The 25,116-nt window shown below is 38.5% G+C and carries 21 protein-coding genes; 10 read left to right on the plus strand and 11 right to left on the minus strand.

Annotated elements, in window-relative coordinates; translation table 11 throughout:
• Positions 1-186: 186 nt before the first annotated feature.
• Entirely contained in the window at positions 187-1,809 is a 1,623-nt protein-coding gene (locus tag AC1M86_RS06105) for an inorganic phosphate transporter (RefSeq protein WP_180027990.1), read from the plus strand.
• Positions 1,810-1,883: 74 nt separating this feature from the next.
• Here the strand turns inward: AC1M86_RS06105 and AC1M86_RS06110 are convergent, their stop codons facing one another.
• The 3 genes from AC1M86_RS06110 to AC1M86_RS06120 all read right to left on the minus strand — a co-directional run bounded on the left by AC1M86_RS06110 (position 1,884) and on the right by AC1M86_RS06120 (position 5,312).
• Complete coding sequence (locus tag AC1M86_RS06110) at positions 1,884-3,425, minus strand: hypothetical protein (protein WP_481607532.1); 1,542 nt, start codon at positions 3,423-3,425, stop codon at positions 1,884-1,886.
• 159 nt (positions 3,426-3,584) lie between these two features.
• Positions 3,585-4,538 (minus strand): ABC transporter substrate-binding protein, encoded by a 954-nt coding sequence (locus AC1M86_RS06115; RefSeq protein WP_481607533.1) that lies wholly within the window; start codon positions 4,536-4,538, stop codon positions 3,585-3,587.
• A gap of 156 nt (positions 4,539-4,694) precedes the next feature.
• Positions 4,695-5,312 carry a rhomboid family intramembrane serine protease gene (locus AC1M86_RS06120; RefSeq protein ID WP_179997692.1) on the minus strand — a complete coding sequence of 206 codons (618 nt, stop codon included), beginning with the start codon at positions 5,310-5,312 and terminating at the stop codon, positions 4,695-4,697.
• Positions 5,313-5,471: 159 nt separating this feature from the next.
• Here AC1M86_RS06120 and nfuA point away from each other — a divergent pair, with 159 nt between their 5' ends.
• The 3 genes from nfuA to AC1M86_RS06135 all read left to right on the plus strand — a co-directional run bounded on the left by nfuA (position 5,472) and on the right by AC1M86_RS06135 (position 9,932).
• Complete coding sequence (gene nfuA / locus AC1M86_RS06125; protein WP_481607534.1) at positions 5,472-6,110, plus strand: Fe-S biogenesis protein NfuA; 639 nt, start codon at positions 5,472-5,474, stop codon at positions 6,108-6,110.
• 221 nt (positions 6,111-6,331) lie between these two features.
• Positions 6,332-8,590, plus strand: coding sequence for a TonB-dependent receptor domain-containing protein (locus AC1M86_RS06130; protein ID WP_481607535.1), 2,259 nt, complete (start codon positions 6,332-6,334; stop codon positions 8,588-8,590).
• 70 nt (positions 8,591-8,660) lie between these two features.
• The gene (locus AC1M86_RS06135) at positions 8,661-9,932 is read left to right on the plus strand and encodes a class I SAM-dependent methyltransferase (protein ID WP_481607536.1); all 1,272 of its coding nucleotides are present in this window, start codon (positions 8,661-8,663) and stop codon (positions 9,930-9,932) included.
• A gap of 28 nt (positions 9,933-9,960) precedes the next feature.
• Here the strand turns inward: AC1M86_RS06135 and AC1M86_RS06140 are convergent, their stop codons facing one another.
• Together AC1M86_RS06140 and AC1M86_RS06145 are read right to left on the minus strand one after the other, a co-directional pair.
• The gene (locus AC1M86_RS06140) at positions 9,961-10,962 is read right to left on the minus strand and encodes a hypothetical protein (RefSeq protein ID WP_481607537.1); all 1,002 of its coding nucleotides are present in this window, start codon (positions 10,960-10,962) and stop codon (positions 9,961-9,963) included.
• Positions 10,963-10,979: 17 nt separating this feature from the next.
• Positions 10,980-11,990 carry an alpha/beta fold hydrolase gene (locus tag AC1M86_RS06145; protein ID WP_481607538.1) on the minus strand — a complete coding sequence of 337 codons (1,011 nt, stop codon included), beginning with the start codon at positions 11,988-11,990 and terminating at the stop codon, positions 10,980-10,982.
• Positions 11,991-12,311: 321 nt separating this feature from the next.
• Between AC1M86_RS06145 and AC1M86_RS06150 the strand changes: the two genes are divergently transcribed.
• Entirely contained in the window at positions 12,312-12,926 is a 615-nt protein-coding gene (locus AC1M86_RS06150) for a carbonic anhydrase (RefSeq protein ID WP_035266649.1), read from the plus strand.
• A 76-nt stretch (positions 12,927-13,002) separates the two neighbouring features.
• On the opposite strand, the gene AC1M86_RS06155 is transcribed toward AC1M86_RS06150, so the two are convergent.
• Positions 13,003-13,647: an arylesterase gene (locus tag AC1M86_RS06155; RefSeq protein WP_092766885.1), complete on the minus strand. Its 645-nt coding sequence runs from the start codon at positions 13,645-13,647 to the stop codon at positions 13,003-13,005.
• A 41-nt stretch (positions 13,648-13,688) separates the two neighbouring features.
• Here AC1M86_RS06155 and AC1M86_RS06160 point away from each other — a divergent pair, with 41 nt between their 5' ends.
• Both AC1M86_RS06160 and AC1M86_RS06165 read left to right on the plus strand, forming a co-directional pair.
• Positions 13,689-14,402: an ABC transporter ATP-binding protein gene (locus tag AC1M86_RS06160; protein WP_416224319.1), complete on the plus strand. Its 714-nt coding sequence runs from the start codon at positions 13,689-13,691 to the stop codon at positions 14,400-14,402.
• Positions 14,399-16,885 (plus strand): ABC transporter permease, encoded by a 2,487-nt coding sequence (locus AC1M86_RS06165; RefSeq protein ID WP_481607539.1) that lies wholly within the window; start codon positions 14,399-14,401, stop codon positions 16,883-16,885. Before AC1M86_RS06160 ends, AC1M86_RS06165 begins: the two co-directional genes overlap by 4 nt.
• A 31-nt stretch (positions 16,886-16,916) precedes the next feature.
• Here AC1M86_RS06165 and AC1M86_RS06170 read toward each other — a convergent pair whose 3' ends face one another.
• Positions 16,917-17,729 (minus strand): rhomboid family intramembrane serine protease, encoded by an 813-nt coding sequence (locus AC1M86_RS06170; protein WP_481607540.1) that lies wholly within the window; start codon positions 17,727-17,729, stop codon positions 16,917-16,919.
• 76 nt (positions 17,730-17,805) lie between these two features.
• Between AC1M86_RS06170 and mtgA the strand changes: the two genes are divergently transcribed.
• Together mtgA and ppk1 are read left to right on the plus strand one after the other, a co-directional pair.
• Positions 17,806-18,480 carry a monofunctional biosynthetic peptidoglycan transglycosylase gene (gene mtgA, locus AC1M86_RS06175; RefSeq protein ID WP_481607541.1) on the plus strand — a complete coding sequence of 225 codons (675 nt, stop codon included), beginning with the start codon at positions 17,806-17,808 and terminating at the stop codon, positions 18,478-18,480.
• A 123-nt stretch (positions 18,481-18,603) separates the two neighbouring features.
• Positions 18,604-20,682 carry a polyphosphate kinase 1 gene (ppk1, locus tag AC1M86_RS06180; protein WP_481607542.1) on the plus strand — a complete coding sequence of 693 codons (2,079 nt, stop codon included), beginning with the start codon at positions 18,604-18,606 and terminating at the stop codon, positions 20,680-20,682.
• 51 nt (positions 20,683-20,733) lie between these two features.
• Here ppk1 and oxyR read toward each other — a convergent pair whose 3' ends face one another.
• The 4 genes from oxyR to rubA form a co-directional block, all read right to left on the minus strand.
• The gene (gene oxyR, locus AC1M86_RS06185; RefSeq protein WP_035266662.1) at positions 20,734-21,639 is read right to left on the minus strand and encodes a LysR family transcriptional regulator OxyR; all 906 of its coding nucleotides are present in this window, start codon (positions 21,637-21,639) and stop codon (positions 20,734-20,736) included.
• A 16-nt stretch (positions 21,640-21,655) separates the two neighbouring features.
• Entirely contained in the window at positions 21,656-22,591 is a 936-nt protein-coding gene (locus AC1M86_RS06190) for an alpha/beta fold hydrolase (protein WP_035266665.1), read from the minus strand.
• A gap of 61 nt (positions 22,592-22,652) precedes the next feature.
• A complete protein-coding gene (locus tag AC1M86_RS06195) occupies positions 22,653-23,831 on the minus strand; it encodes an NAD(P)/FAD-dependent oxidoreductase (protein ID WP_035266666.1) in 1,179 nt (392 codons plus the stop codon).
• Between the two features lie 79 nt (positions 23,832-23,910).
• The gene (gene rubA, locus AC1M86_RS06200) at positions 23,911-24,075 is read right to left on the minus strand and encodes a rubredoxin RubA (RefSeq protein ID WP_000760495.1); all 165 of its coding nucleotides are present in this window, start codon (positions 24,073-24,075) and stop codon (positions 23,911-23,913) included.
• Positions 24,076-24,567: 492 nt separating this feature from the next.
• Between rubA and AC1M86_RS06205 the strand changes: the two genes are divergently transcribed.
• Entirely contained in the window at positions 24,568-25,104 is a 537-nt protein-coding gene (locus AC1M86_RS06205) for an adenine phosphoribosyltransferase (protein ID WP_481607543.1), read from the plus strand.
• The last annotated feature ends 12 nt before the right edge of the window (positions 25,105-25,116 follow it).

Consider the following 25,116-nt stretch of genomic DNA (forward strand, 5'->3'; position numbering starts at 1 on the left):
TTAAAGGCGAGGGTTTTGTATTAACTATCTGATTATTATTGTTAAATTTTGAATATTGGTTGTTTTTAAAGTTTAATTTTCTTAAATAAGTATCGTTTGGATGACTTATATGACAGCTCTTTGTCATATAATTGTAATAATTAAATTGAACAATAGAGGGGATATTTATCCTCTTTCTCTGCTTGCATGAATTCTAATCAAACTCCAGTTTCAGATTCAGCACAATCGTCAACGCCTATGCAGTCGACGAATGTTCACGTGCCAACGCCGAAATTCTTTATGCCAGTGTTCCTTACACTGATTGTTTCAACCTTGATTTACATTGGTTTTCAGTTGGCTGCTGATTTATCTCATGTGCCTGCTTTAAATCTTTATGCTGTGATCATGTTGGCCACGGCATTGTTTATCGCATTGGGTTTCGAGTTCGTTAACGGTTTCCATGACACGGCCAATGCTGTGGCAACAGTTATTTATACCAACGCTTTATCTGCACCTGTCGCTGTAATGTGGGCAGGCTTCTGTAACTTCCTTGGCGTAATGGTCGCAAGTGGTGCAGTTGCCTACGGTATTATCGCGCTATTGCCTGTTGAATTGATTATGAACGTCGGTTCAGGTGCTGGTTTTGCCATGGTCTTTGCCATGTTGATTGCCGCAATCGTATGGAACCTAGGAACTTGGTTCCTCGGTATCCCTGCTTCTAGCTCTCATACTCTGATCGGTTCGATTTTAGGTGTGGGCATCATGAACTACATCTTAAACGCAGGTAATGGTGCGTCAGGTGTAGACATGGAACAGGTGATGAAAGTGGGTAAAGCACTTTTATTCTCACCATTAATCGGTTTTGCATTTGCGGCTGTATTGTTCTTATTGGTTAAAAAAATCTTTAAGAAACAAGTGGAATTATTCCAACCACCAGAAGGGAATAAACCGCCGCCGCCACTTATTCGTGCCATTTTGATTTTCACGTGTACCGGTGTAAGTTTTGCACACGGCTCAAATGATGGCCAAAAAGGTATGGGTCTGATTATGTTGATTCTGATCGGGATCGTGCCATTGGCTTACTCTTTAAACAAGAGTCTAGATCAACAACATATCCAAACGTTTGGTCAGTTATCTGCTCAAACTGCTGATTTGATTTATCCAAATCACCAAGATATTCCAGATGAAAAAGCGCGTCAAATTATCACGTCATATATCCAAACCAAAGAAATCACACCTGAAGTTGTGCCAGCTTTGGCAAGCTTGACGGATCATTTAGGTGAAAAAGTAGGAAGCTACACATCCATTAAAGATGTTCCTGAAGATCAAGTGGCTGAATTCCGTAATGATATGTACCTCAGCACGACTGCATTCAAGCGTTTAGATAAAGCAGAAGCTTTACCTGCCATGACTGAAGCGCAAGAAAAAACAGTGGACAACTACCGTGATAACTTAGATTCATTCCTTCAATACATTCCAACATGGGTGAAAGTTGCGACTGCATTGGCATTAGGTCTAGGGACGATGGTAGGCTGGAAACGTATTGTTGTTACCGTTGGTGAACGTATTGGTAAACAACACATGACGTATGGTCAGGGGATGTCTGCAGAGTTAGTTGCAATGTCAACGATTGCTGCTGCTGATGGCTTTGGTATGCCAGTGTCAACAACACACGTTTTAAACTCTGCTGTAGCAGGTACGATGGTTGCGAATAAGTCGGGCTTAAACTTCCAAATGGTTCGCACAATCTTATCAGCGTGGATTTTCACACTGCCAGCAACAATCTGTTTATCAGGTGGTTTATTCTGGTTGTTCCTTCAGTTCACCTGATTGAATTCAATACTTAAAGACTAAAAAAGCGCTGAACAATCAGCGCTTTTTTTATGATCAATTGTTTATGACGCTTATTTTTGGAATTTAGACCAAAGTTTTTTCAAGGGGAGTTTTTCCTCAGCAAAACCATATAATGCGGCAAATGGTAGGGCGGTGCGTGCGAGATATGCTACACGCCATAATCCACCATGATTAGCACCATGCATGATTAAGTCTAATGGATGATTGAGGGCGATTTCAGGATTGGCAACCGACTGTGGGTTTCTCAAATCATGAATCCACAACGCAGCCATAATCGCATTGGTCGTCGCGGGTTCAAATGCTTCAACATCAAACAAATTGGCACCATTGAAAGCAGCTTTTAATAATGGGTTTTTGGTTACCGAATGTGTAGTGGTCGATGGAGCAATATTAATGCTGACACGTTGACCTTGTGACCGTGCTAACGTAGCGCGCCATTGTTGAATCCTTTTCGCCAACGCATAATTTGGACCTTGTTCAACCACAAGACAGTCGCAGATCCCATACTGTTTATCATGACATTGGAATAAGCGTTCTTCGTTTTGTTTGAAAAAATAATCACGAGAGACAGTCGAAATACTCTTGGACAGAATATTTTCAAGTTTAGAGCGTGATTTAAACTTATCTAATCCACCTTGAATAACTTCCTGTGGTACAGCGTAGACGTCAGTGGGCGTACACATATACATTAAACTGGTATTGGATTTTTGTTGGCTGACATGTTGCATAATGGCGTCCATCGCCATAGAAACACGAACGTGCTTTTCGCCATCTAAATACGCAATTGCGGCAAGATCTAAGTCTTGATCAAACTGGGTGAGCCAATGTGCAATCTCAGGGGTATCTGTTAATAAGTTAACGCCTAAACGCTCTGCAGCTTCACGTATAGATGCAGATGAATCTATTGATTCGACACTTGGAGCGTATAAGGTCGCATTGCCTTGCAGAACAGTATTCAAAATCTTTGTCCATACTCGCTCATGATTTAAATCAAGCGCCACGATATTGGCTTTCCATTTCGCCAGCCAAGGTAAAGGTCCTGCTTCAGAAGCTGCACCAAACAGCACCATTGTTCGATCCGAAAGGTCAAACCACTCTGGATGCTGCACACACGCTTGTAGTGCCTGAGCATGTGATGCTTCTATAATACCTCTGTCTAACCAGAGTTGAATTTGGTCGAGTAGGGCTTGACCTTCTAAATTTTTACCCTGATAAGGTACAAACCATTGCGGCTCAGCAGTAGAGTTTCCTTGAAGTGTGTAGGTATTTAAATCTTTTGATTTAAGATTCATCACTTCATTCAATGCGTGTGTATGTTGATCACGTTGAAAACTAAACTCTTCATAAGCTTGTTGAAGTCCATCATGAGCGATGAGCAGCGCAGCTTCAGGTGATGAGAGCCCACATTCTACCAACCGTTTAAAATGAATCGGATAGGATTTGCGCCAATTCTTTTCATTGATAACTGCATCAGCGTATTCTGGCTGAATTTGTTGTAATGCCGCACTGACGATGCGTTGGCCTGATTTTGAACTGCTGGGTTTAGAGGACGTGTTAGAGGAAAATTGTAAACCATCAGGTTGATTAGACATGCAAAAAATCTCAAAAAAAAATGAATAAATTCGCGGATGCCTACATTATCCTGACAAAATTAATGATCTAGGTGGCATTAATTACCAGATATTGATTGAATTATTACGAGATATTTCTAAAAAAAGGAAGCCGAAGACTTCCTTTATAAATAAAATCAATTATTTAGTATTTTTTATACCATTGATCAATTCTTCTAACATAAATGCAGTGTTATCTAAGCCAGCGCCCGTTAAATACCAGGCATCGGCATCAACAAAGATGACACGATTCTCTTTGATTGCTTGACTATTCTTGAGTAATGGATGTGATTGAATATGTTGTTTCGCAGCATAGTTTTGCGTGTTTACAGCACCACGGTCTAACACAATGATGAAATCAGGATTTTGTTTTATTGCTTGCGCTAGACGCTCTAAATTGCGTTGCGCGGCAGCAAGCGCTTCTGGTGAGTTTGGAGCAGGTCGAGTACTTGAGGCTTGAGGTGCTGCAGTCGGCACCACTGACTTTAAGCCAGAAATATCATAGGCAAATCCAAATCTTTCATTCTTTGCATGCGGTATAAAATTATCACCCATGGCAAAAAGCATCAGGCCGGATTTGCCTTTAGTGAGTTGTTTAAGTTGTGCTTGAAGGGCATAGACATGATCTAATTTAGATTGTGCGAGTTGTTCCTTATTAAACATTTTTGCTAAAAAAAGTGTGCGATTTTTCAGGTCTTGATTGAAGTTTTGAGTATCAGGCCAGAGGTTGATTGCAGGTGCAATTTTTTTGACCTCATTTAATTTTGCAGCAGAACGCCCGCCGACAATGATGAGATCTGGCTTTTGTTCTTTTAATAAGGTTTGGTTGGGTTCAAATAAAGATCCAGCTTTTAAATATTGTTTGTCATTAAATTTTTTCAAAGCACCAACATATGTAGTTTCGGGTACGATTGATGCTTGAATACCTAAAGCATTCAGTGTATCCAACGCGGATAGTTCGTAAACAGCCAGCTTCTGTGGTGTATTTTGAAGTTGAATAGTTTGATCTTGATAAGTGAATTGAACAGGTTGAGCATATGAAACAAAGGCGCTGAATGAAAGAATGAGTGCCAATGGAAGTTTAATGTAAGTCATATCAATACCTCGTGGTTTGATAAAAGCTTAACATGAATATATAAATGATAATCATTATCATTGTTGAGTTTGTGTTTTTGATTTATTTAACAGCATCAATTTTGAATTTAAGGGTATTTGTGCGGAGTGTTTTAACCCTCCGCAATGATCAAAGGATTAGAAAGGTAGTTGAAGCAACTTGCTGAAGAAATGTGGAATAATTTGAGGTTCAATCAATATCGTAACTACGACACCGTAGGCTGCACCCCATAAATGTGCGCTGTGGTTGATGTTACTGTTTCCACGTTTACCTGACCAAATACTATAAGCAACATAAAGCACGGCAAAAATAATGGCTGGAACAGGAATAAAAAAGACAAATATCAGTTTCCAGGGCTGAAATAAAATATAAGCAAACAAGACTGCTGACACTGCTCCAGAAGCCCCTAGACTTGCCCAGCGGTGATCATTTTTATGTTTTAAATAGCTTGGAATAATTGCCGCGATTAAACCGCCTAAATAGAACAGAACAAATCCGAGTTCATATAAGTATTGTCGATAAAAACTCTCAATTACACTTCCAAAGAAAAAGAGTGTGATCATATTGAACAGTAGATGTGTTCCATCTGCATGTATAAAACCATGCGTGATAAATCGATCGTATTGACCTTTCTGCATGGCTGGAGGCCAAAAAATCAAACGATTCATAATATTTTGATTGGAAAATGCAACCAGTGAAATGGCAACCGTAATTAAAACGATGGTGACAGTATGATTAAAAGGTAAATCAAGCATATGGATAAGATTGAATAAATTGCTTTAATTCTGTTCATCATGCCATTTTTTTAAATTTAATTGTTATTAATATAATAATTCTGACAAATTTAGTTGAATTTTAAATATTACCCCCGATCTTCAGTTAAAATAGAGTCTTCAGCTTGAGGAAAAATTGTTATGTCGACTGAGAACACCAGCACTGCAGTTGCTGAAGAAATTCCAAATTTATTAATTACACCAACTGCGCAAGAGTATTTGTTTGAACTTTTAGAGAAGCAAAATACTCCTGGTATCGCGGTACGTGTTTTCGTAGAACATCCGGGTACACCACGTGCTGAATGCTGCATGGCATATAGTGCACCAGATGAAGTCGTTCCAACCGACTATAAACAAGAATATCCAAAATTTGCTGCATATATTGATACACCATCAATCCCATACTTATTGGATGCAGTGATTGATTACAACAAAGATCGCTTTGGTGGTCAGTTGACTTTCCGTGCACCTAACTCGAAAGTGCCACGTGTAGGTCCAGATGCATCGATTGAAGAACGTATAACCTATGTATTACAGTCGGAAATTAACCCTGGTTTAGCAGGGCATGGTGGAAACTGTGCATTGGTTGAAGTGGTTGAAGATGCTGAGCATGGTTTAACAGCGGTCTTGAAATTTGGTGGTGGCTGTCAAGGGTGTTCAGCAATTGATGTGACACTTAAACAAGGTGTTGAAGTTACGCTAAAACAGCATATCCCAGAGTTACAACGTGTTGTGGACCAGACAGACCACAGCCAATCAGAAGGCGCTTATATCAAATAAGTTGCCTTTAAATTTACAAAAGTTGATTTGAAAAGCTCCCATTAAAAGGGGGCTTTTTTTATGAAAACTGAACAAAATGAGTAATATCAATAAAATTGAAATGTAAAAACAAAACTATAAATGAGAATAGTTATCATAATCTATTGCAAAGTGATTATCATTTGTTACAATGCGACACAATTCGAACAAGATCTCTCCACACATTCTTTGGTAATTACACAATGCAAAAGACATTTTTAAAATCTAAGTTAGCGTTTGCTGTCTTAACCACCATGTCGGTTTCAAGTTTTGCACAAGAGCAAATTGGTCAAGATACTAATGCAAAACAAGATACAACTAAGTTAAAAACAATTGTCGTAACTTCAGCGAGTGGTTATGAGCAAAATATAGCGGATGCTGCTGCTACGATTTCAGTGATTACTGCCGAAGAATTAGAAAAAAAATCTTATAGTGATGTAACTGATGCATTGAAAAATGTTCCAGGTGTATTTGTACAAGGTGGTGGAACGAACCAGACGATCTCCATTCGGGGTATGGGATCAGCTTATACCCTATTTTTAGTAGATGGACGTCCAATGAATGATGGTAGTCTTTTAACAACAAATGGGGGGGTTCAAGGAGCATCAGTAAACTTCTTACCGCCAATAGAATCAATTGAACGTATTGAAGTGATTCGAGGCCCGTCATCCTCTCTATATGGTTCTGATGCTATGGGTGGTGTAATTAATATCATTACTAAAAAGCATCAAGATCGTTTGACTGCAAGTATTCGAACAGAATATATCAAAGCTGGAAAATCGAATGATGTTAACAACGACGCAACCAATACCAGCTTGTATGTAAATGCGCCATTAATTGATAAGCTTCTTTCAGTCCAAGTTACGGCTGGTCTTCAAACAATTGAAGAAAGTTCATTACAAAAAAATACAGCTGAAACAGGTGAGAGTGAACCAGATTTTCAAAAAACAAATTTAGGTACAAAGTTTGTTTTTACACCAGATGAAAAAAACACACTCACTGCTGAATATGTAAGAACTCAACAAGAGCGTACACACAACCCAGGTAAAAGTTATACCCAGTATGTTTCAGTAACGGGGCCTAAAGTTGATATCGATGGTAAAGATTTCGTTCTATCTAATGGAAATTATTATCCAGCATATAATACGAATAATCGTAATGATGATGGTGAGCTAATCTATCGTTCAGATGTCGTACCGAATACAGGGACTTACTCCGAATTAGAAAAAAATAATTTTAGTCTTACTCATGATGGTGATTACGACAATCTAAAACTCACTTCTTACTTGCAATATGATAAAGATAAAAATAATGCAATTACAGGGCGTACTGTGGGTAAAGTTCAAAATCCAGGGGGGATTTTATTTGAGACTATCACAGCCAATACACAAGGAACGTACTTTTTCAAAGATCATAGTCTGACCATTGGCGGGCGATATTTAAAAGAAAATCTCGAGGATGGTACAAGTAACCAAAATGCAGCGATGGCTGGTAAAGTCACTAAAATGGATCGATATCAATGGTCTATTTTTGCAGAAGATACTTGGAATGTCAGTGATAAGTTAGCACTAACCTTAAGTGGTCGTTTCGATGAAAATGAGTTTTTTGGTGATAATTTCAGTCCAAAGGCATATGCAGTTTATAAAGCTACAGACAACGTGACTTTAAAAGGAGGTGTAATTTCAGGCTATAAAGCGCCGAGCTTACGTAATTCTTCTCCAGATTACATGCTGAACTCAATGGGCGGGGCAATTATGCCAAACCCAAATTTAAAGCCAGAAACCAGTTTAACGTATGAAACAGGTTTTGCATTCACTCATCCTGAATTGGGTTTATCTGCAAGTCTTATGGTCTATCAAACTGACTTTAACGATAAAATTACTCGATCTGGTCGTTTAGATGGTAGTCGACTTCCCCCAAAAAATGACGGTGAGCCGCCTTACACTCAATCTGAAATTAATGATTTCGTTGATAGCAGTGCTTTCTATCAGTCCAACCCTAATCTGCCATATAACGCAAATGGTTATACACTCAACTATAACATTGATAAAGCCGAAATTAGAGGGCTTGAACTGACCACAGATTACAACATCACAGATTACTTAAAATATAGACACTCTTATACATTCACAGATAGTGAGCAAAAATCTGGACAGTATGAAGGTAAACCATTGAATAATTTGCCTAAACATATGTTTAATGCAGGCTTAGATTGGGACTTTAATGATCAATTGTATTTATGGACTCAATTGAATTATCGTGGCAAAACAGTGGGTGATACCGATGGAGATAAAACACCAGCTTATACATTTGTAGATGTTGGAGCTGTGTATAAGTATAGTGACCAATTCCAGCTATCTACTGGTGTATATAATGTTGCAAACAAAAATGTACTGAAAGATGGAAATGATTGGGTGCTTGATGGTCGACGTTACAGCTTTGCCTTGAATTATAAGTTTTAATGTCTTGTGCTTGGAGTGAGAGCGACAATCTCACTCCAAGCTTTGAATAGTCGAGTTTAGAAGGAAAATAATGAAGCGCGTCGATGGCTATGTGGTTGACACCATCTATCCTATGTTTTTTTATCCAGAGATGCAGCCAATTTGGCTGAGTACAATCAGCCAATTTCAAGGTTATATAGCGCCAGATATATCTCAAAATTTTCAATATTTAGAGTTGGGTTGTGGTTGTGGTCTTAACTTGATTGTGGCAGCAATTGCAAATCCGCACGCTGAGTTTGTCGGAGTGGATTTTAATGACAAACACATACAACGAGCTACAGATCTTGCTCAATCCTTACAGTTAAGCAATATAAGATTCTTAAATATAGACTTTGAAAAATTTAACAAAAATAATAATGAAGTGTTTGATTTCATTGTCTGTCATGGAGTGTATTCTTGGGTTTCTGAATACAATCAATATTTTATTAGGCAGATTCTAGATAAATCTTTAAAGGACCAAGGGCTATTCTATTTACACTATATGTGCTTTCCTGGATCCGCTACTTTAAAGCCTATTCAAAAAATCTTTAACTTGGTTGATAAAAATACGTCTCAGCAATCTGCTCAAAGTATTGAATTGTCTACAGCACTAGTGAGTGAATTAAATCGGAGAGGCGCTTTTATTGGATATGACAAAATACAAGGAATTGTGAATACATTAAAAAATGATACCAATTATCTCGCTCACGAACTTTTAACTGATTATTGGCAACCCCTTTATAGTGTAGATGTACATGAGATTTTAAAGATTGAAGCTGATCTATCATATATTGGGAGTGTAGTTCCAACTGAAAACTTAGATTCTCTTAGCATTCCAGTCGACTTGCAACAGTTGATATCAGATGTGAATATTTCGAATACAAAAGAGTATCTAAAAGATATTGCTCGGGATTCAAAGCAGCGTATGGATTTGTTTCAAAAAAAATCAGTGAATTACCGTTTTGAAGACCATTTAGGAATTTTACATAAGATTAGATTAGATCTTATTCTTAACAATCAGCGATTGGATAATATTAATTTAAAAACATCAATTGGCCCAATTCAAGCTCCGAAGGAGGTGATGAGTGTCATTATTGAAAGTTTAAGAACAGGTTCTAAAACTTTTCAACAGTTACATCACCTTCCTTGTTTTCAGCAAAATTTAAAACTACTTGTTGAGAGTATATTTTTATTGATGAATTGCCATTATATCTACCCTATAAGCGAGCATAGAAAATCAAAGGACCTACGTAAAATAGAACGTCTCAATTCATGGCTGAGTGAGCATCAAATTGAGATTCAAATACCGACGACATATTTCTAATAAACCGCTCTAAGGAGCGGTTTTCTAATTAAGATGTGAGAATACTTAGTGCTGGTTCAGAATAGTAGAATTTTTCAAGATATACACGTGCACGTTGTTTAAGGTGTTCACTAGAAATCATATGCTTAATTACGGGGCAGAGTAGAGCACTTAATTCATTTTGAACAAGGCTTTCGTTGATATTGATATCTTGCATGATCAGATCAAAAGAGCGGTCTTGATTATGGCAATACCACGTATAAATACCATCGTGTACTTGTTGCTTTAGGTATTCAGTTTGACGGAGGTTGTCCCAAATATCATGTCCCATTGCCACAGTATTTGGTAGATCATTGATTTCAATATAGTTTTTAACAGCAGAGAGTGGGACTTGCTTTATTTTGTGCCAAAGATTGGCTTGGAAGTGGTATAGCTTATTATCATCAAAGTGTTGGTTAATCACTTGTTCGCTAATTTGACTGATCTTGATAATATTTTTTTGAAGATAATGTTTGACCGTATCATCAAGATTTGAATCAGTGACACTTTCAAGAACTGATTTGCCCATTTTCATAAAGCGGCCGACACCGGGTACTTTTTTATTCATCACTGAATTATCAATATAATCCTGAATAGAATGATGGATTAACTCGGTGAGCATACTCGAAAATGCGGGATTGTTTACAATACGTTTAATTAGAGCTTGGCGGTGAGCACTTTTAGATGAAATATAAAGTGCAATTCGATCAATGGTGTGAACCGAGATAATATCTTCGATTTGAGTCGTTTCATTAAGCGGGTGAACCAACGCAAATCGAATATGCTCCGCAATCTGTTGAATGAGAGAATCAGTTGCAGGTGTATTTAGAATTTGTTTTTGAAGCAGTGCATTAATCGCCTCGAAAGACCAAATTTGCTTTAAAGGTTGTTTTCTAAACCATTGATAAAAATATAAAAATTCATTTTCAATGGTGTCGTCTTGAGAAAATTCATGATCAAGAAATGCCAAATGTGCCTCAATCAACTGTTCGATTTTAGGATTTTTTTCCATGAAAATTCTCAATATCCTTAATTTGATGATGACGTTTTAACGGTATTCATCTTATTTAAAAAACTTAAGTAATGTTGCGCCACAAGATCAGGTATTTCTACGATAGGTGTATGACCAATTTGATCTAATAGAATAGGGGGATGTGCTTTTTTTAAGGCGGTCCCTAATTCATGTGCAACTTCAACATTGACTATCTGATCTTGTTTTCCCCACAAAATCAATGTTTCAACCTCAATATTTTTTAACAATTGAGCAAATGATTCAACGGTGTACTGTTGATTGAGTTTAACAAGCTGATGAATCAACTCAGATGTATCCGCCGCGCGTTGAATAAGTGCTTGCTCTTGTTGTTTCTTGATTAAACTGGGTACGAAGGGAGCTTTATGCATGACTCTCCTAGAAACATAATTCAAGTCACCAGGTTGTGAGATTAAAAGCTGCTTTAAATAAATTGGGTTATTGAGGAAGAATGTTTTGTTGCTTCTGAATAATCCACCGGCACTGATCAGAAATAAACTTTTCATTTCTTGAGGATATTTAGCAGCATACATCAGTCCGATTGATCCACCGACAGAGTGACCCGCTAGATTAAGCTGGTTTTCAATGCGTAATGCTTCTGCAAAACGACGTAACTGTTCAGTCAGATGAGGAAGTGATAAGTCAAATCCCTTCGGTGTTAGCGTTTGTCCACTTCCAGGCAAGTCAACGATAATGACGCGATATTGCTGTGTGAGATTCCGAGCTACATGATTCCAACTGTCTCGGTTCATGCCTATACCATGAATGAGCAATAAGGCAGGTCGATCAGCAGGACCACCTTCGCTATAAGACCACACAACATCTCCGACGCGAATCGTTTTATTGGATAATCCTGACCAAGCACGTTCTTCATTTAAAACTTTTTGATAGTCGATAAATTCAACAGTATTTGCTCGGGTAGATGAGGTACCGAGGCTGAGCATTAACGAGAGTAAAATGGAAAATAAATGTTGATGCTTTAATATGGGTAAAGGAAGATGAACAAACATGCAGGTGAAATCCCTTAAAACAGGGCGACATTATAATCAAGTGACTTTTATAAAGTAGTAGTTAAAAGTAAAAAAATAAATCCTATTTTTGTGATAATTGGTTCTCGATTTAAATAAGTTTTACTTCATAAACATAAATTTAAGCGCTGAATCAGCTGCTAAAGTGATTCAGTAAGGAATGATCATAATCATCAGATTTGAAGAAATTGAAGATATTTTTAGCAATTAACAAAAATTGTAACAGAGTTTAAATTTTGTCAGTGACAATCAAAAAGCACAGTATTAAAATTACTTCAAACCTTGATAAACCATGGATACAAGATGCTAACTGCACAAGAAGCTTTAGAACGTTTAAAAATTGGTAATCAACGTTTTGTTGAAGGTCAAACCAAGCATCAACGATTATTGACGCATCATGAGCGCGCTCAGATGGCTGAAACTCAAGAGCCATTTGCGATTGTATTAGGATGTTCTGATTCACGTGTTCCAGCTGAAATGGTTTTTGATCAGGGCTTAGGTGATTTATTTGTTATTCGTGTAGCAGGTAATATCGTAGCTCCATCTCAAGTTGGAAGTGTGGAGTTTGCAGCCGAAAGTTTTAATTGTCCTTTAGTGATTGTATTGGGTCATACACATTGCGGCGCAATCGACTCAACGATTGAAGCATTACGTAATCCTCAACAACCGCCATCTGTTAATTTGATGTCTATTGTCAATCGCGTACGTCCATCAGTCGAAATTTTAATGCAAACTGAGTTAAAAGATGATTTGAAAAAGCTTTCAGTACACGCGGTTCGCTCAAATGTTTTTGCTTCAGTTAACCAGTTGCGCCATGGTTCTGCGGTGTTGGAAAACTTGATTGCACAAGGTAAATTAAAAGTTGTAGGTGCAGAATACTCACTTGAAACAGGTGAAGTTACATTCTTTGACTTCTAATATCAGCATTTTAAAAAAGCCAGCTTAAGCTGGCTTTTTTATTGATTGGGATTTATGGATCTCTATGTCTATAACTTTATAGAGCGCCTTTAATGTAAGGATATGCATTATTTAAGAGTTTAGGTTGAGCTTGTTCATTAGGATGAATCAGATCTTTTTGCATGAGTTTATTATTTCCAGCAACACCTTCTAGAAAAAAAGGGAGCAACTTCACATTAAATTGCTGGCTCACAACCCTATAATTATTTTCAAAGGATTTGCTATAGGCTGAGCCGTAATTTGGAGGAATCTTCATGCCAAACATAAGGACTTTGGCATTAGATTTTTGGCTCAATTGAACTAATCGAGTTAGGTTTTGTTGAATCATTTTTGGAGGTTGACCTCGTAAACCGTCATTACCTCCCAATTCAATTACGACAATATCTGGTTTGTGTGTTTGAAGCAATTTGGGCAAACGTGCTAATGCACCACTGGTTGTTTCACCGCTGACACTTGCATTGACCACTCGATGTTGTTTCGGATACTGTTGATCAAGACGTTTTTGTAAAAGATTGACCCAACCTTTCTCGGTAGGCACGCCGTAACCAGCACTTAAACTATCACCAAGAATAAGGATAGTTTTTGCAAAGCTATTGATCGGTAAAAGAAACAGACAACTGCAGATAAATAAAAAGGCAGTTTTTCTCAACGTAACAATATTTAAACTTTGACTGATTTGCATAAAGGCTTTCTATGGTTCGTAATGACTCAACTTCTTCAATCATGCCACAAGCGTTAATTTCTGCACAGCAATTGACACAAACGATACAGATCCAACAAAAAAAGTTGACGATTTTTGAGAATCTAAATCTACAAATTTATCCTGGCGAGCAAGTCGCAATCACAGGCAGATCGGGTTCTGGAAAATCTACACTGCTGGGAATTCTGGCGACATTAGATCAGCCAAGTTCAGGAACATTGTCGATTAATGGTATAGCAGTTGAGCAATTAAGCGAAGAGCAACGCGCTCAAATTAGACTTGAAAATATTGGTTTTGTATTTCAATCCTTTCAGCTTTTACCTTCTTTATCTGCGCTTGAAAATGTCATGTTACCGCTGAGAATTCAAAAGAATTTTGATTATGCCAAAGCAGAACAACAAGCCCTTTATTGGTTGAACAAAGTGGGTTTAGATCGTCAAAGTACTCAAACACCTAAAGTACTGTCTGGGGGAGAACAACAACGTGTAGCAATTGCACGCGCTTTAATTGCTGAGCCCAAAATTGTATTTGCGGATGAACCAACGGGAAATTTAGATGGGACGACAGCCCAGGAGATAGAACAGCTTTTATTTGATTTGAATCGGGAGCTGGGCACTACATTGGTTTTAGTCACCCATGATCAACAGCTAGCACAAAAATGTGAGACGCATTATGAATTGATCAATGGTCAATTACAAAAAGTACAAGGTGCTTCAAGATCTGGAGAGCGTGTATGAGTGCGCTATTTAAACCTTTGTTGAAGCAAAGTTTTGCTAGTACAGGGATTTATTTGCTCATTTTTGCATTGAGTCTCGCGATTAGTGCGACAACCGCTTTAAAGTTCAGTAATGATCAGATTCAACAAGCTGTTTCATTGCAGGCTGCTAAGCTTCAAGCTGCAGATCTAGTGTTAAGTGATCAATATCCGCTCGATGAAAAATTTAAAAAGAAGGCAAGTCAACTCAATCTACACCAGTCCCTAGTGACGGTTTTTGGCTCAATGGCACATACCGATGAACAATTTGTCATGGTGAATGTCAAAGCGATTGAGTCCAATTTTCCGCTACGTGGTGAACTCATTATTCAACCTGATCAGACTGCTATTCGGTCAGGAGAGGTATGGCTGAGTCAACGTGCTTTAGATTTATTAAATGTTAAAATAGGGGAGAGGGTTCAAATCGCAGATGCGAGTTTTACAGTCACAGGAGTCATTGAAAAGGATTCTAACCAAGAACTCGGATTTTCCGCCTTTTCACCTACAGTGATCATTTCACAATCTGATGTTGCGGCAACCAATGCGATTCAGCCTGGAAGTCGTATCGAATATCGTCTGCTTATGTCTGGTGAGCCGAATAGACTTAATGAGTTTACGGCTTATTTTGATCAGCTCCATCCTAAAAAAATGATTGAACCAAATGCAGATGATCAGCAAGCAATGGAAACCCCAAGCTCAATTCGCTTGAGAACTGCGGATGAGGCGAATACCCGCCTGATGCGTCCAATTGAAAATCTAGATACTTTTTTACAGCTTGCAAACATTCTTACAATTTTACTGTGCGGTATTGCAATTGCGTTGACCAGTCAACGGTACGTTCAACAAAATCAAGATCATGTTGCTTTAATGAGATGTATGGGGACTGCAAAGTTCCAAATTCTTAAGAACTATATTGCATTACTTATGATTGCCGTCGCAATTGCGATGTTCATCGGTACTGGATTAGGGATTGGTCTAGGCTATATTTTATTGCAGTTTATGTTACAACTGATTCCGCATTTAGACATCCAATTTAGCTTGTTTGATTTGGTTTTGGGTCCTTTGCCGATTGCAATATTCACCAGTGTCATTGTGATGTTTGGATTTATTGTCCCAAGTTTGATGCAGCTCTTAAATACGCCTCCAATTCGTGTTATCCGTGAGGATGTTAAATCTACGCGTTCTCTCTTGACCTTATTGGGAGCGGGAGCTGTAAGTCTTATTTTATTTTGTATTTTGCTCACTCAAAATATACAGCTCTCATTGCTCGTTATCGGTACGATCCTCGCATTGTGTGCAAGTATGTTCAGCATAGTTTGGTTGCTATTAAAGATGATCAAATCTTTGAAAAATAGATGGTCAGCCTATGTACGTGTACCTAATCAAACAGCATTTCAAATTACTGCACTTGCATTAGGTCTGAGCCTGATTACAGTTCTTGTAGTATTAAGGACGGATCTATTAGATCGTTGGCAGCAACAGTTACCTGAAGGTACGCCAAATCAATTTATTTATGGTCTTCCTCCATTTGAAGTTGAGCAATTTAAAGCTCAGATCGAAAAAGAAGGTTGGCCAAGTACACCCTTGTATCCGAATATCCGCGGACGCCTAATTAAACATAATGGTCAGCCATTTTCGGAATCATTAAGAGCGCAAAATAACTCACTCAGACGAGAGTTGAATTTGACTCAAGCTCAAGGCTATCCAGAAGATAATGTCATTGTCAGTGGGCAGCCACAATTGCAGCAGGTGGGAGATGTTTCTGTTGAAGCAAATCTTGCTGAAGAGTTAGGGATAAAAGTGGGTGATCAACTCAGCTTTAGCTTGCCAGAAGGTGAACTTCAAGCCAAAGTTGTAAATTTAAGAACAGTCGAGTGGGAAAGCTTCAGTCCAAATTTTTTCTTCATTTTTGCACCGAATACGATGGATGAAAATGCTGGAAGTTATTTAGGAAGTTTTTTTGTACCTCAAGATGAAAAATCCAAGTTGGTCAATCTGATTCAGCAGTTCTCAAATACTGTATTTATCGATGTTTCCTTAATTTTAGAGGAAATTAAAAACTTAGTATCTGTTCTGGTTCAGATTATTACCATTCTTGCGCTTCTCGTCAGTGTTTCAGGTTTTTTGGTGTTGATTGCTTGCATTAATTTATTGATGGATGAGCGAAAGCGAGAAGTCGCGATTTTAAGATCATTTGGCAGCTCAAAATCCAATTTGAAAAATATGCTGAGTTTAGAAATTGGATTTATCGGCTTTATGGCTGGCTTAGTATCGTGTTTTTTTGCTGAGGTCATCAGTGCGATCGCCAGTTATAAAATGGATCTCGCAATACAACCGCATTGGGAAATCTGGGTGATTCTACCTATGAGCATGATGATCTTATGTGCGCTGATAGGTCGTTATCGTTTAAGCTACTTAACTGAGATTCCTCCATTAAAAAGCTTGCGCGAACTCAATCAATCATAAAATATATGAGGTCTAAAAAATGCAATTGGAATTAATACGCCAATTGCATTTTCATTTGCTGCAACATTTCAGCCCAAATGGGTTGTATTCCGCTCACTAAGCCTAAGTTATATTGATACATGAGCCAACATAAGAAGATGCCTAGAGGAAGTACCACGATGGTAGTGGTGAAGCCTAGTCTAAATCGTTGACCGATGTACCAACATAAAGCCATGACTGCACCCATCAACATTCCACCAATATGCGCTGCATTATTTATTCCAGGGATCATGAATCCCATACCAATATTTAATGCCAAGATGATCAGCAGCGATTTACGATCAAAGAGAAATTGTTGTTGTGGTAAAGGGGGAAAAAGAGATAAGAGCGTTAAAGCACCACCTAAACCCATAACGGCACCTGATGCACCTGCGGATACACGTGGAAATAAATCATGGTTGACATGCTCCAATAACTCGTAACTATTCCGAATATCAATCAGTCCACTGATCAAGCTTCCCATAATGCCTGCTAATAGATACAAGCCTAAAAAATAAACGTGTCCAAGTGTTTTCTCAGCGACATTGCCAAAGATATACAATGCCCACATATTGAGCATTAAATGAATAAGACCAAAATGAAAAAATGTACTGCTGAAGATTCGGAGGGGTTCCTCTAAATAAGTCAGCGGTGCATAATCAGCACCCCAGCGCAAAGCATCTATTGTTGCTGGGTTTGATACATCCACCCCGCTAAAGATTTGCCAGATAAAAAGTCCAACATTCAGTGTAATGAGTAAAAACGTAATCTGACTTAAGGGTAGACGTGATTGGCTTTGAAATTGGGGTGGTTGCATTTCAGTCATGTCATTGTATTCTGTGATAATGATATGGATTAAGGTCAAGCATGCACTACGCTAACAAAAGGAGCAACACACTGACATGAAAGCATTTATTGTTCGAACTTTATTGGTCATTGTCAGTATCATCCTTGTAATTCAACTATGGATTTTTTCAAGTCTTGCATGGTGGAGAACCAATGCTGTTGATACAACGATGCTCATGCGTTGGACATACTGGACCGACAGTTCGAAGCCTATTCAGCATCAATGGCGTGATTATGAGAATATCAGTGATCATCTGAAACGTGCGATTATTGCAGCTGAAGATGCTAAATTTATGCAACATCATGGCTTTGATTTTGACGGCATAAAACATGCTTTGGAAAGAAATAAAGAAAAAGAACAAGTGGTTGCGGGTGGATCTACCATTTCCCAACAATTATCCAAAAATCTATTTTTATTTAATAAGCGTTCTTTTTTACGTAAAGGACAAGAGGCTGTCGCTACTGTCATGATGGAGCGTATGTGGTCAAAACAACGCATTCTTGAGGTATACATGAACTCCATTGAATTTGGAGATCATATTTTTGGTGTGGAAGCTGCAGCACGTCATTATTTTGGAAAATCGGCAAGCAGTCTAACACGTGAGCAAGCCGTATTTTTGGCAGCGATCTTGCCGAATCCGCGTTATTATCAACACCACCGTCAAGATCGTAAACTCAAAAATAAACAGCGAATTATTTTGCGTTACATGAATACTTCAAGAATTCCGTGAGATGGACTTGTTTAAAAAACTCTCGTGAGATCAAAAATGCACAGTGATCATGTGCATTTTTTATGAAATTGTCATAAATTTGAAGCATACTTAAGGCAGATCTTTAGCATGCAGGTTTGTGGTATGAATACCGCGATTACAAATACTCCAACTGAATATACTTATAATGAACGATATATCAATCGTGAACTTTCGATTTTAGACTTTCATCTTCGTGTTTTAGAACAAGCAGTTGATCCATTGCATCCATTGCTTGAGCGAATGAATTTCTTATTGATTTTTTCAAGAAATATGGACGAATTCTTTGAAATTCGTGTTGCTGGTGTTATGGAGCAATTGGAGCTCGGTAATGAAAGCCGTAGTCCAGATGGGTTAACACCAAAGCAAGTTCTTGAGAAAATTTCACAGACTGCGCATGCTGCAATAGAGCGTCAATATCGTATTTTGAATGATGAAATTTTTCCAAAATTACGTGAAGAAGATATCTGCTTCTTACGTCGTGGAGAGTTGACACCTGCTCAATCCCAATGGATTAAAAAATATTTTCAGGAACAAGTTGCGCCAGTACTTACTCCAATTAGTTTAGATCCAGCACATCCATTCCCGCGTTTAGTCAACAAATCACTCAACTTTATCGTCACGCTAGAAGGCAAAGATGCTTTTGGACGACAGATTGATTTAGCCGTTGTCCCTGCGCCACGTTCTTTACCACGTGTGGTTCGTTTACCTGACGAGTTAACCGATGGTAAAGAACACCACGTGATGCTGTCAGCGATTATTCATGAGCATGTCTCTGATTTATTCCCAGGAATGACTGCGACAGGTTGCTATCAATTCCGTGTGACGCGAAATGCGGATTTAGCCCTTAATGAAGATGTCGAAGATTTGGCAAAAGCTTTAAAAGGGGAGTTAAACTCTCGTCGATTCGGACGTGCTGTCCGTTTAGAAGTGACAGAAAATTGTCCAAAACATATTTATGATTACCTTCTCAACGAATTCGACTTGCATGAAGAACAATTATATAAAGTTGATGGACCTGTGAACTTGGCACGTTTAGTGTCTAATTTTAAACGTCCGCATTTGAGATATGACTCACATACGCCGGTCATTCCTAAAGTATTAAAGAAGTCTGAAAATGTTTTTTCTGCGATGAAGAAACAGGACATTCTTTTACATCATCCATTCGAATCATTTGCTCCAGTTATTAATTTATTACGTGAGGCAGCACGAGATCCACAAGTTTTAGCGATTAAGCAAACATTATATCGAAGTGGGCCTGATTCTGAGATTGTTCAAGTGTTGGCTGAAGCTGCACGTAATGGTAAAGAAGTCACAGCTGTCATTGAACTTCGAGCGCGATTCGATGAAGAGTCAAATATTGCGGTAGCAAATGTTTTGCAAGAGGCTGGTGCTGTGGTGGTTTATGGCATCGTAGGCTATAAAACACATGCAAAAATGATTCTCGTTGTGCGCCGTGAAAATAATAAATTGGTTCGTTATGTGCACTTAGGTACAGGGAATTATCATGCAACCAATGCCCGGATCTATACCGATTACGGATTGATGACAACGGACAAAGAGCTTTGTGAAGATGTGCATCGTATATTCCAAGAGTTGACTGGAATGGGCAAAATGGCAAAATTGAAGAAATTACTTCATGCGCCATTTACGTTGCATACACAGTTAATTAGTTATATTGATGAAGAGATTGCTCACGCCAAAGCGGGTAAGCCAGCTCAGATTATTGTGAAAGTGAATGCGCTGACTGAAGTGCAACTGATTAATAAACTTTATGAAGCATCACAAGCTGGTGTGCAGATTGATTTAATCATACGTTCAATTTGTTGTTTAAGACCAGGTTTGCCAGGGCTTTCTGAGAATATCCGTGTGCGCTCTATCGTTGGACGATTCTTAGAGCACACACGTGTGTATTATTTTGGAAATGCAGGGCAACCACGACTGTATTGTTCAAGCGCAGACTGGATGGATCGTAATTTATTTAATCGTGTTGAAGTTTGTTTCCCTGTTGAGGATCCAACTTTGAGAAAGCACATTTATCAACATGGTTTATTGAATTATATGAAAGATAATCAACAAGCTTGGTTGTTAAATGGTGATGGAACTTGGTCACGTGCGCAATGCGATGAAGGTGAGACTCCTCATAATGCGCAACATAAATTGCTTGAACTCTTTAAATCTTAAATGATTTTTATAAAAAAAGGAGCCAAATGGCTCCTTTTTTGTGATGACTTATTAGCAAATATCAGCAGTAATGCGCTGTAGAATTTGTAAAAGGACATCAAATTCGCTTTGCAATGGCGTACTTTTACGCGTCACTAATGACAGAATGCGTGAAGGGGCATTCTCAATTGGTCGGATCACCAATTGATCATTATTTTTCAGCATATGTGTATTTACCGCAATCTGAGGTAGTAATGTAAAGCCCAGATTAGAACTCACCATTTCAACCAAGGTTGGTAATGAGCTCGCTTTAAGGCGATGATCATTCTTGCGTTCACCGATAGGGCATACACTTAAAGTATGGTCTCTTAAGCAATGACCTTCTTCAAGCAACATGAGGTGTGTCAAATCAAGGTCTTCTAGAGATTTAGCTTGCGCCGTTTTGTGGTCAGCTTTGTTTGCAACTAAGTACAAACTCTCTTTCGCAACTTCAGCGACTTTTAAGCCACGTGTGTCGAATGGGAGCGCTAACATGATCATGTCTAAATTGCCATGTTCTAGCTTTTCAACCAAATGTTCACTCTGTGCTTCATGAAGATGTAGTTGAATTTTAGGCAGCTCTTTATGAACTTCTTCTAACAATTGCGACAAAATAAATGGTGCAATCGTTGGAATAATTCCTAAATGAAGATCACCAGTAAGTGGTTCGCTCATCTCACGGCTCAGTCGCATGAGATCTTGAGCATCAGCAAGAAGGACACGTGCTCGTGCAACCACTTGCTCACCGAGAGGGGTTAAACGTACATTTTGGCGATCACGTTCAACGAGAACGCCACCCAATAAACGCTCGAGCTCCATAATCCCGCCAGAAAGCGTAGACTGAGTAACGAATGAGCGACGTGCTGCTTCTGTAAAATGCAACGTCTCAGACAGAGTCACGAGATATGACAGCTGTCTTAGGGATGGTAATGCAGCCATAGTGTCCTAGTGTTTATCATTTAAAATGTTTTGCAAACAAACCACTCAGTTGTGGGATGAAATGCGCAGGAATATCATGCCCCATTCCTTCGATTAATTCAAACTTTGCGCCTGATATTGCTTTTGATACTGCCTTGCCGTGGCTAAAAGGGAGTAGACGATCCTTTGAGCCATGTACAACCAGTGTTGGCTTTTGAATTTGCTTATCGATAGAAACTAATGAGCCTGTACATAATATTGCTAAAAACTGTTGAAGTACACCCGCTGGATGATAACTACGCTTATATAATTTACGCGCGTTTTGAATAACTTCCAATTGATTGACGTAACCAGGTGAACCAATCGTCTGAATGACTTTAATACTATGATTTACAATACCATCTTCATCATTCGATGCAGGGCGACCAATAAGACTAAATAATTGTTTTGGAAATGGTGGCGGAAGAAATGGCTGATTATTACTGGTAAATAATAATCCTAGTTTATCCACTTTTTCTGGATATTTTGCTGCCAATATCTGAGCGATCATTCCCCCCATTGATGCACCAATAATATGCGCTTTTTCAAGACCTAATCGTTCAATGAGTAACGCTACATCTTCAGCCATATCAAATAAATTGTAAGGAGAGCCTTGATTTCCTAGACCAAAAGCAAATCGACCCATAAGTTTAAATGTATTGAGGCGAGGTCCCTTGTGCTTAATTTTTGTTGAGAGGCCAATATCTCGGTTATCGAAACGAATGACTCTGAAACCTTGGTCTATTAAAGATTTGCAAAAAAAATCTGGCCAAAAAAGCATCTGCGCACCCAGTCCCATGATGAGAATAATCGTAGGATGTTCAGCCTTGCCTCCAACTTCAATATGAAGGTCGATCCCATTGCCTAGACTCACTTTACTTTCTTGCATGAATGGAGCATAAGGTGAAACTTGATATTCTAGTGCGTTATTCATTTTTATTGTGTCCAAACTAAAAGGGTACTTTCATTTGAAAATACCCTAAATCTTTGAATAATTAAACGGCAGCTGGAATTAAATCTGGGACCAGTTTGGTCAATGTTAAACGTTGCTTCGCTGCTGTTGGTCCAAGTAGCACAAATCCACGAAGCGTTGATTCTTGGTCAAGTGCTTTAGCAATCATTCCGTCATCGAGTTCTTCAGTTTCCCAAGTTGCCTCCACACCTTGAGGTACAGGTAATACAGTCAGTGGTGCAGCAGGAGTTTTCACTGCAACTGGCATCGCTGGATAATGAACTTGTGTATTTTCACCAGACAATGTTTTAGCTAAAGCACGTGCTTGTTGCATAATTGGCATGACATACGGAAGCAGTAAACCATTTACTTCTGCACAATCACCTAATGCATAAATATCGGTTTTATTGGTTTCCATTAAAGTGTTAGTCACAATCCCACGGCTGGTATGGATTCCTGCTTCTTGTGCAACTGATGTATTGGGTTGCAGGCCAACAGCAGAAAGAACAACGTCAGCTGTAAAGCTCTGTCCATTTGCAAGCGTTACGGTATAGCTTTCGTCTGAGTTTTTACTTACCCGATCTACGGTGGTACTTAATGCAAACTGAATACCTGTTTCTTCAAGATTTTGCTGGAAAGCATGTGCAACGTGTTCTGGTAGAAGGCGACCCAAAGGTTGTGGGGCAAGATCAATCACAGTCGCTTGATGACCAGTGTTCTGTAAATCGTTGGCAAACTCACACCCAATGAGGCCTGCACCTAAAATGACAACACGCTTGTCTTGTTTAAGGTCGAGCTTAGAGCGAAATTCACGATAATCAATCAGTGAGTTAACTACATGAATATCATCAGCGCCATCACCTGAAATGGCTAAACGAATAGGGTTAGCACCTACAGCTAATATTAATTTGCTGTATATAAGGTTTTCAGCTTGTCCATCTTTTGTGTAGGTCAATTGATGTTGATCTGCAGAAATTGAAGTTACAGTCGCATGATGAATAATTTGCATATTCAATTGCGCAGACATTTTCTCAGCATCACCTAAGGCAATTTGCTCTGGCGCTTTTTTACCTACAAGTGCATTAGATAAAGTTGGTTTTGCATAGTTCACCGCATCATCTGAGCAAATCATAACAAGTGCTTGTTCAGCATTCAGTTTGCGAAACTCTCGCGCTAATGTGTAACCTGCCATGCCAGAGCCAACAATGATGATCGGTTGCATAGTACTCTCCAATACTGATAATTTTTTTAGTAAATAAGAAAAAAGACCATATCAAAATGGTCTTTAAAGGAAATCTGTATTAGATTTCAATCATTTCAAAATCTGCTTTTGATACGCCGCAATCTGGGCAAGTCCAATCATCTGGAATATCTTCCCATTTAGTGCCTGCAGCAATGCCATCTTGTGGCCAGCCTTCTGCTTCGTCATAAATCCATCCACAAACGATGCATTGATATTTTTTCATTTGATTCTCCAAAAAATACTGACAATTCCATTTATTGGTGTCAGCCAAAATCTTTCTCACACCTAGACTCGAGTGATATGAATTTTTATCGTTCATATTCAAGCAAATTTTTACGCAGTTCGAGGTGGAAAGTAAAGTAAATAACGGAGTTTAGCTGACTAAAAGAGAAGCTGAATGGCAGATTAGGACAAAACGCATGCTAATTATGCTAATGCATGATAGGACTGAGCATTAAATCTTTGAAATATTTGCCAAAATTATATGTATTATGATTTAAAAAAAATTGTCAGACTTTTGTCGCGTATTGATTTACCAGCTACTCATATAAAATTTATACTGTTTGTGTTTTATACTTGTTATTTAATTAAAAAATGGTTTATTAAAAATCAATAAGTTATATTGGTCGGTATTTTTTCTTAGCTCATGTTTGCTATATTTTTTGTCAATAATTCGTTAAAATTCACGCATTCTTTTGTCTAATTTTTATCTCCTATGTCTACTTCTTTGTCTACATCATTGTGGTCACACATTCGTACGGTCCAAGATTTTCCAAAACCAGGAATTTGTTTCTTTGATTTAACTCCTTTGTTCATGCAGAGCATTGCACCTTTAACTGACGCCTTAATCGAAAGTATTCCTGCGGAGCAATTGGCAGAGGTAGAGAGTTTCGTTGCGGTTGAAGCACGTGGGTTTGTTTTGGCGAGTTTGTTGGCGCAACGTACTGGTAAGGGGTTGTTGTTGGTTCGTAAAGCTGGAAAATTACCACCACCAGTGATTGGTGTGGGCTATAGCCTTGAGTATGGCATGGACCGTTTAGAAATGTCTGCGGATGTACAGGCTCAAAAAGTGATTATTGTTGATGATGTATTGGCCACAGGTGGTACATTAAAAGCAGTTAAGCAATTGATGGATAAATGTCAGCACACTGTTTTAGGGGCGAGTATTTTCCTTGATTTGCCAGACTTACACGCGGATTTAGGAATGAATATTTGGTTTGTTTTGGACGATAAATCAAAACCTCAAATTTAAGTCGAAAAGCCT

The sequence above is a fragment of the Acinetobacter sp. ANC_7654 genome (assembly GCF_056779855.1).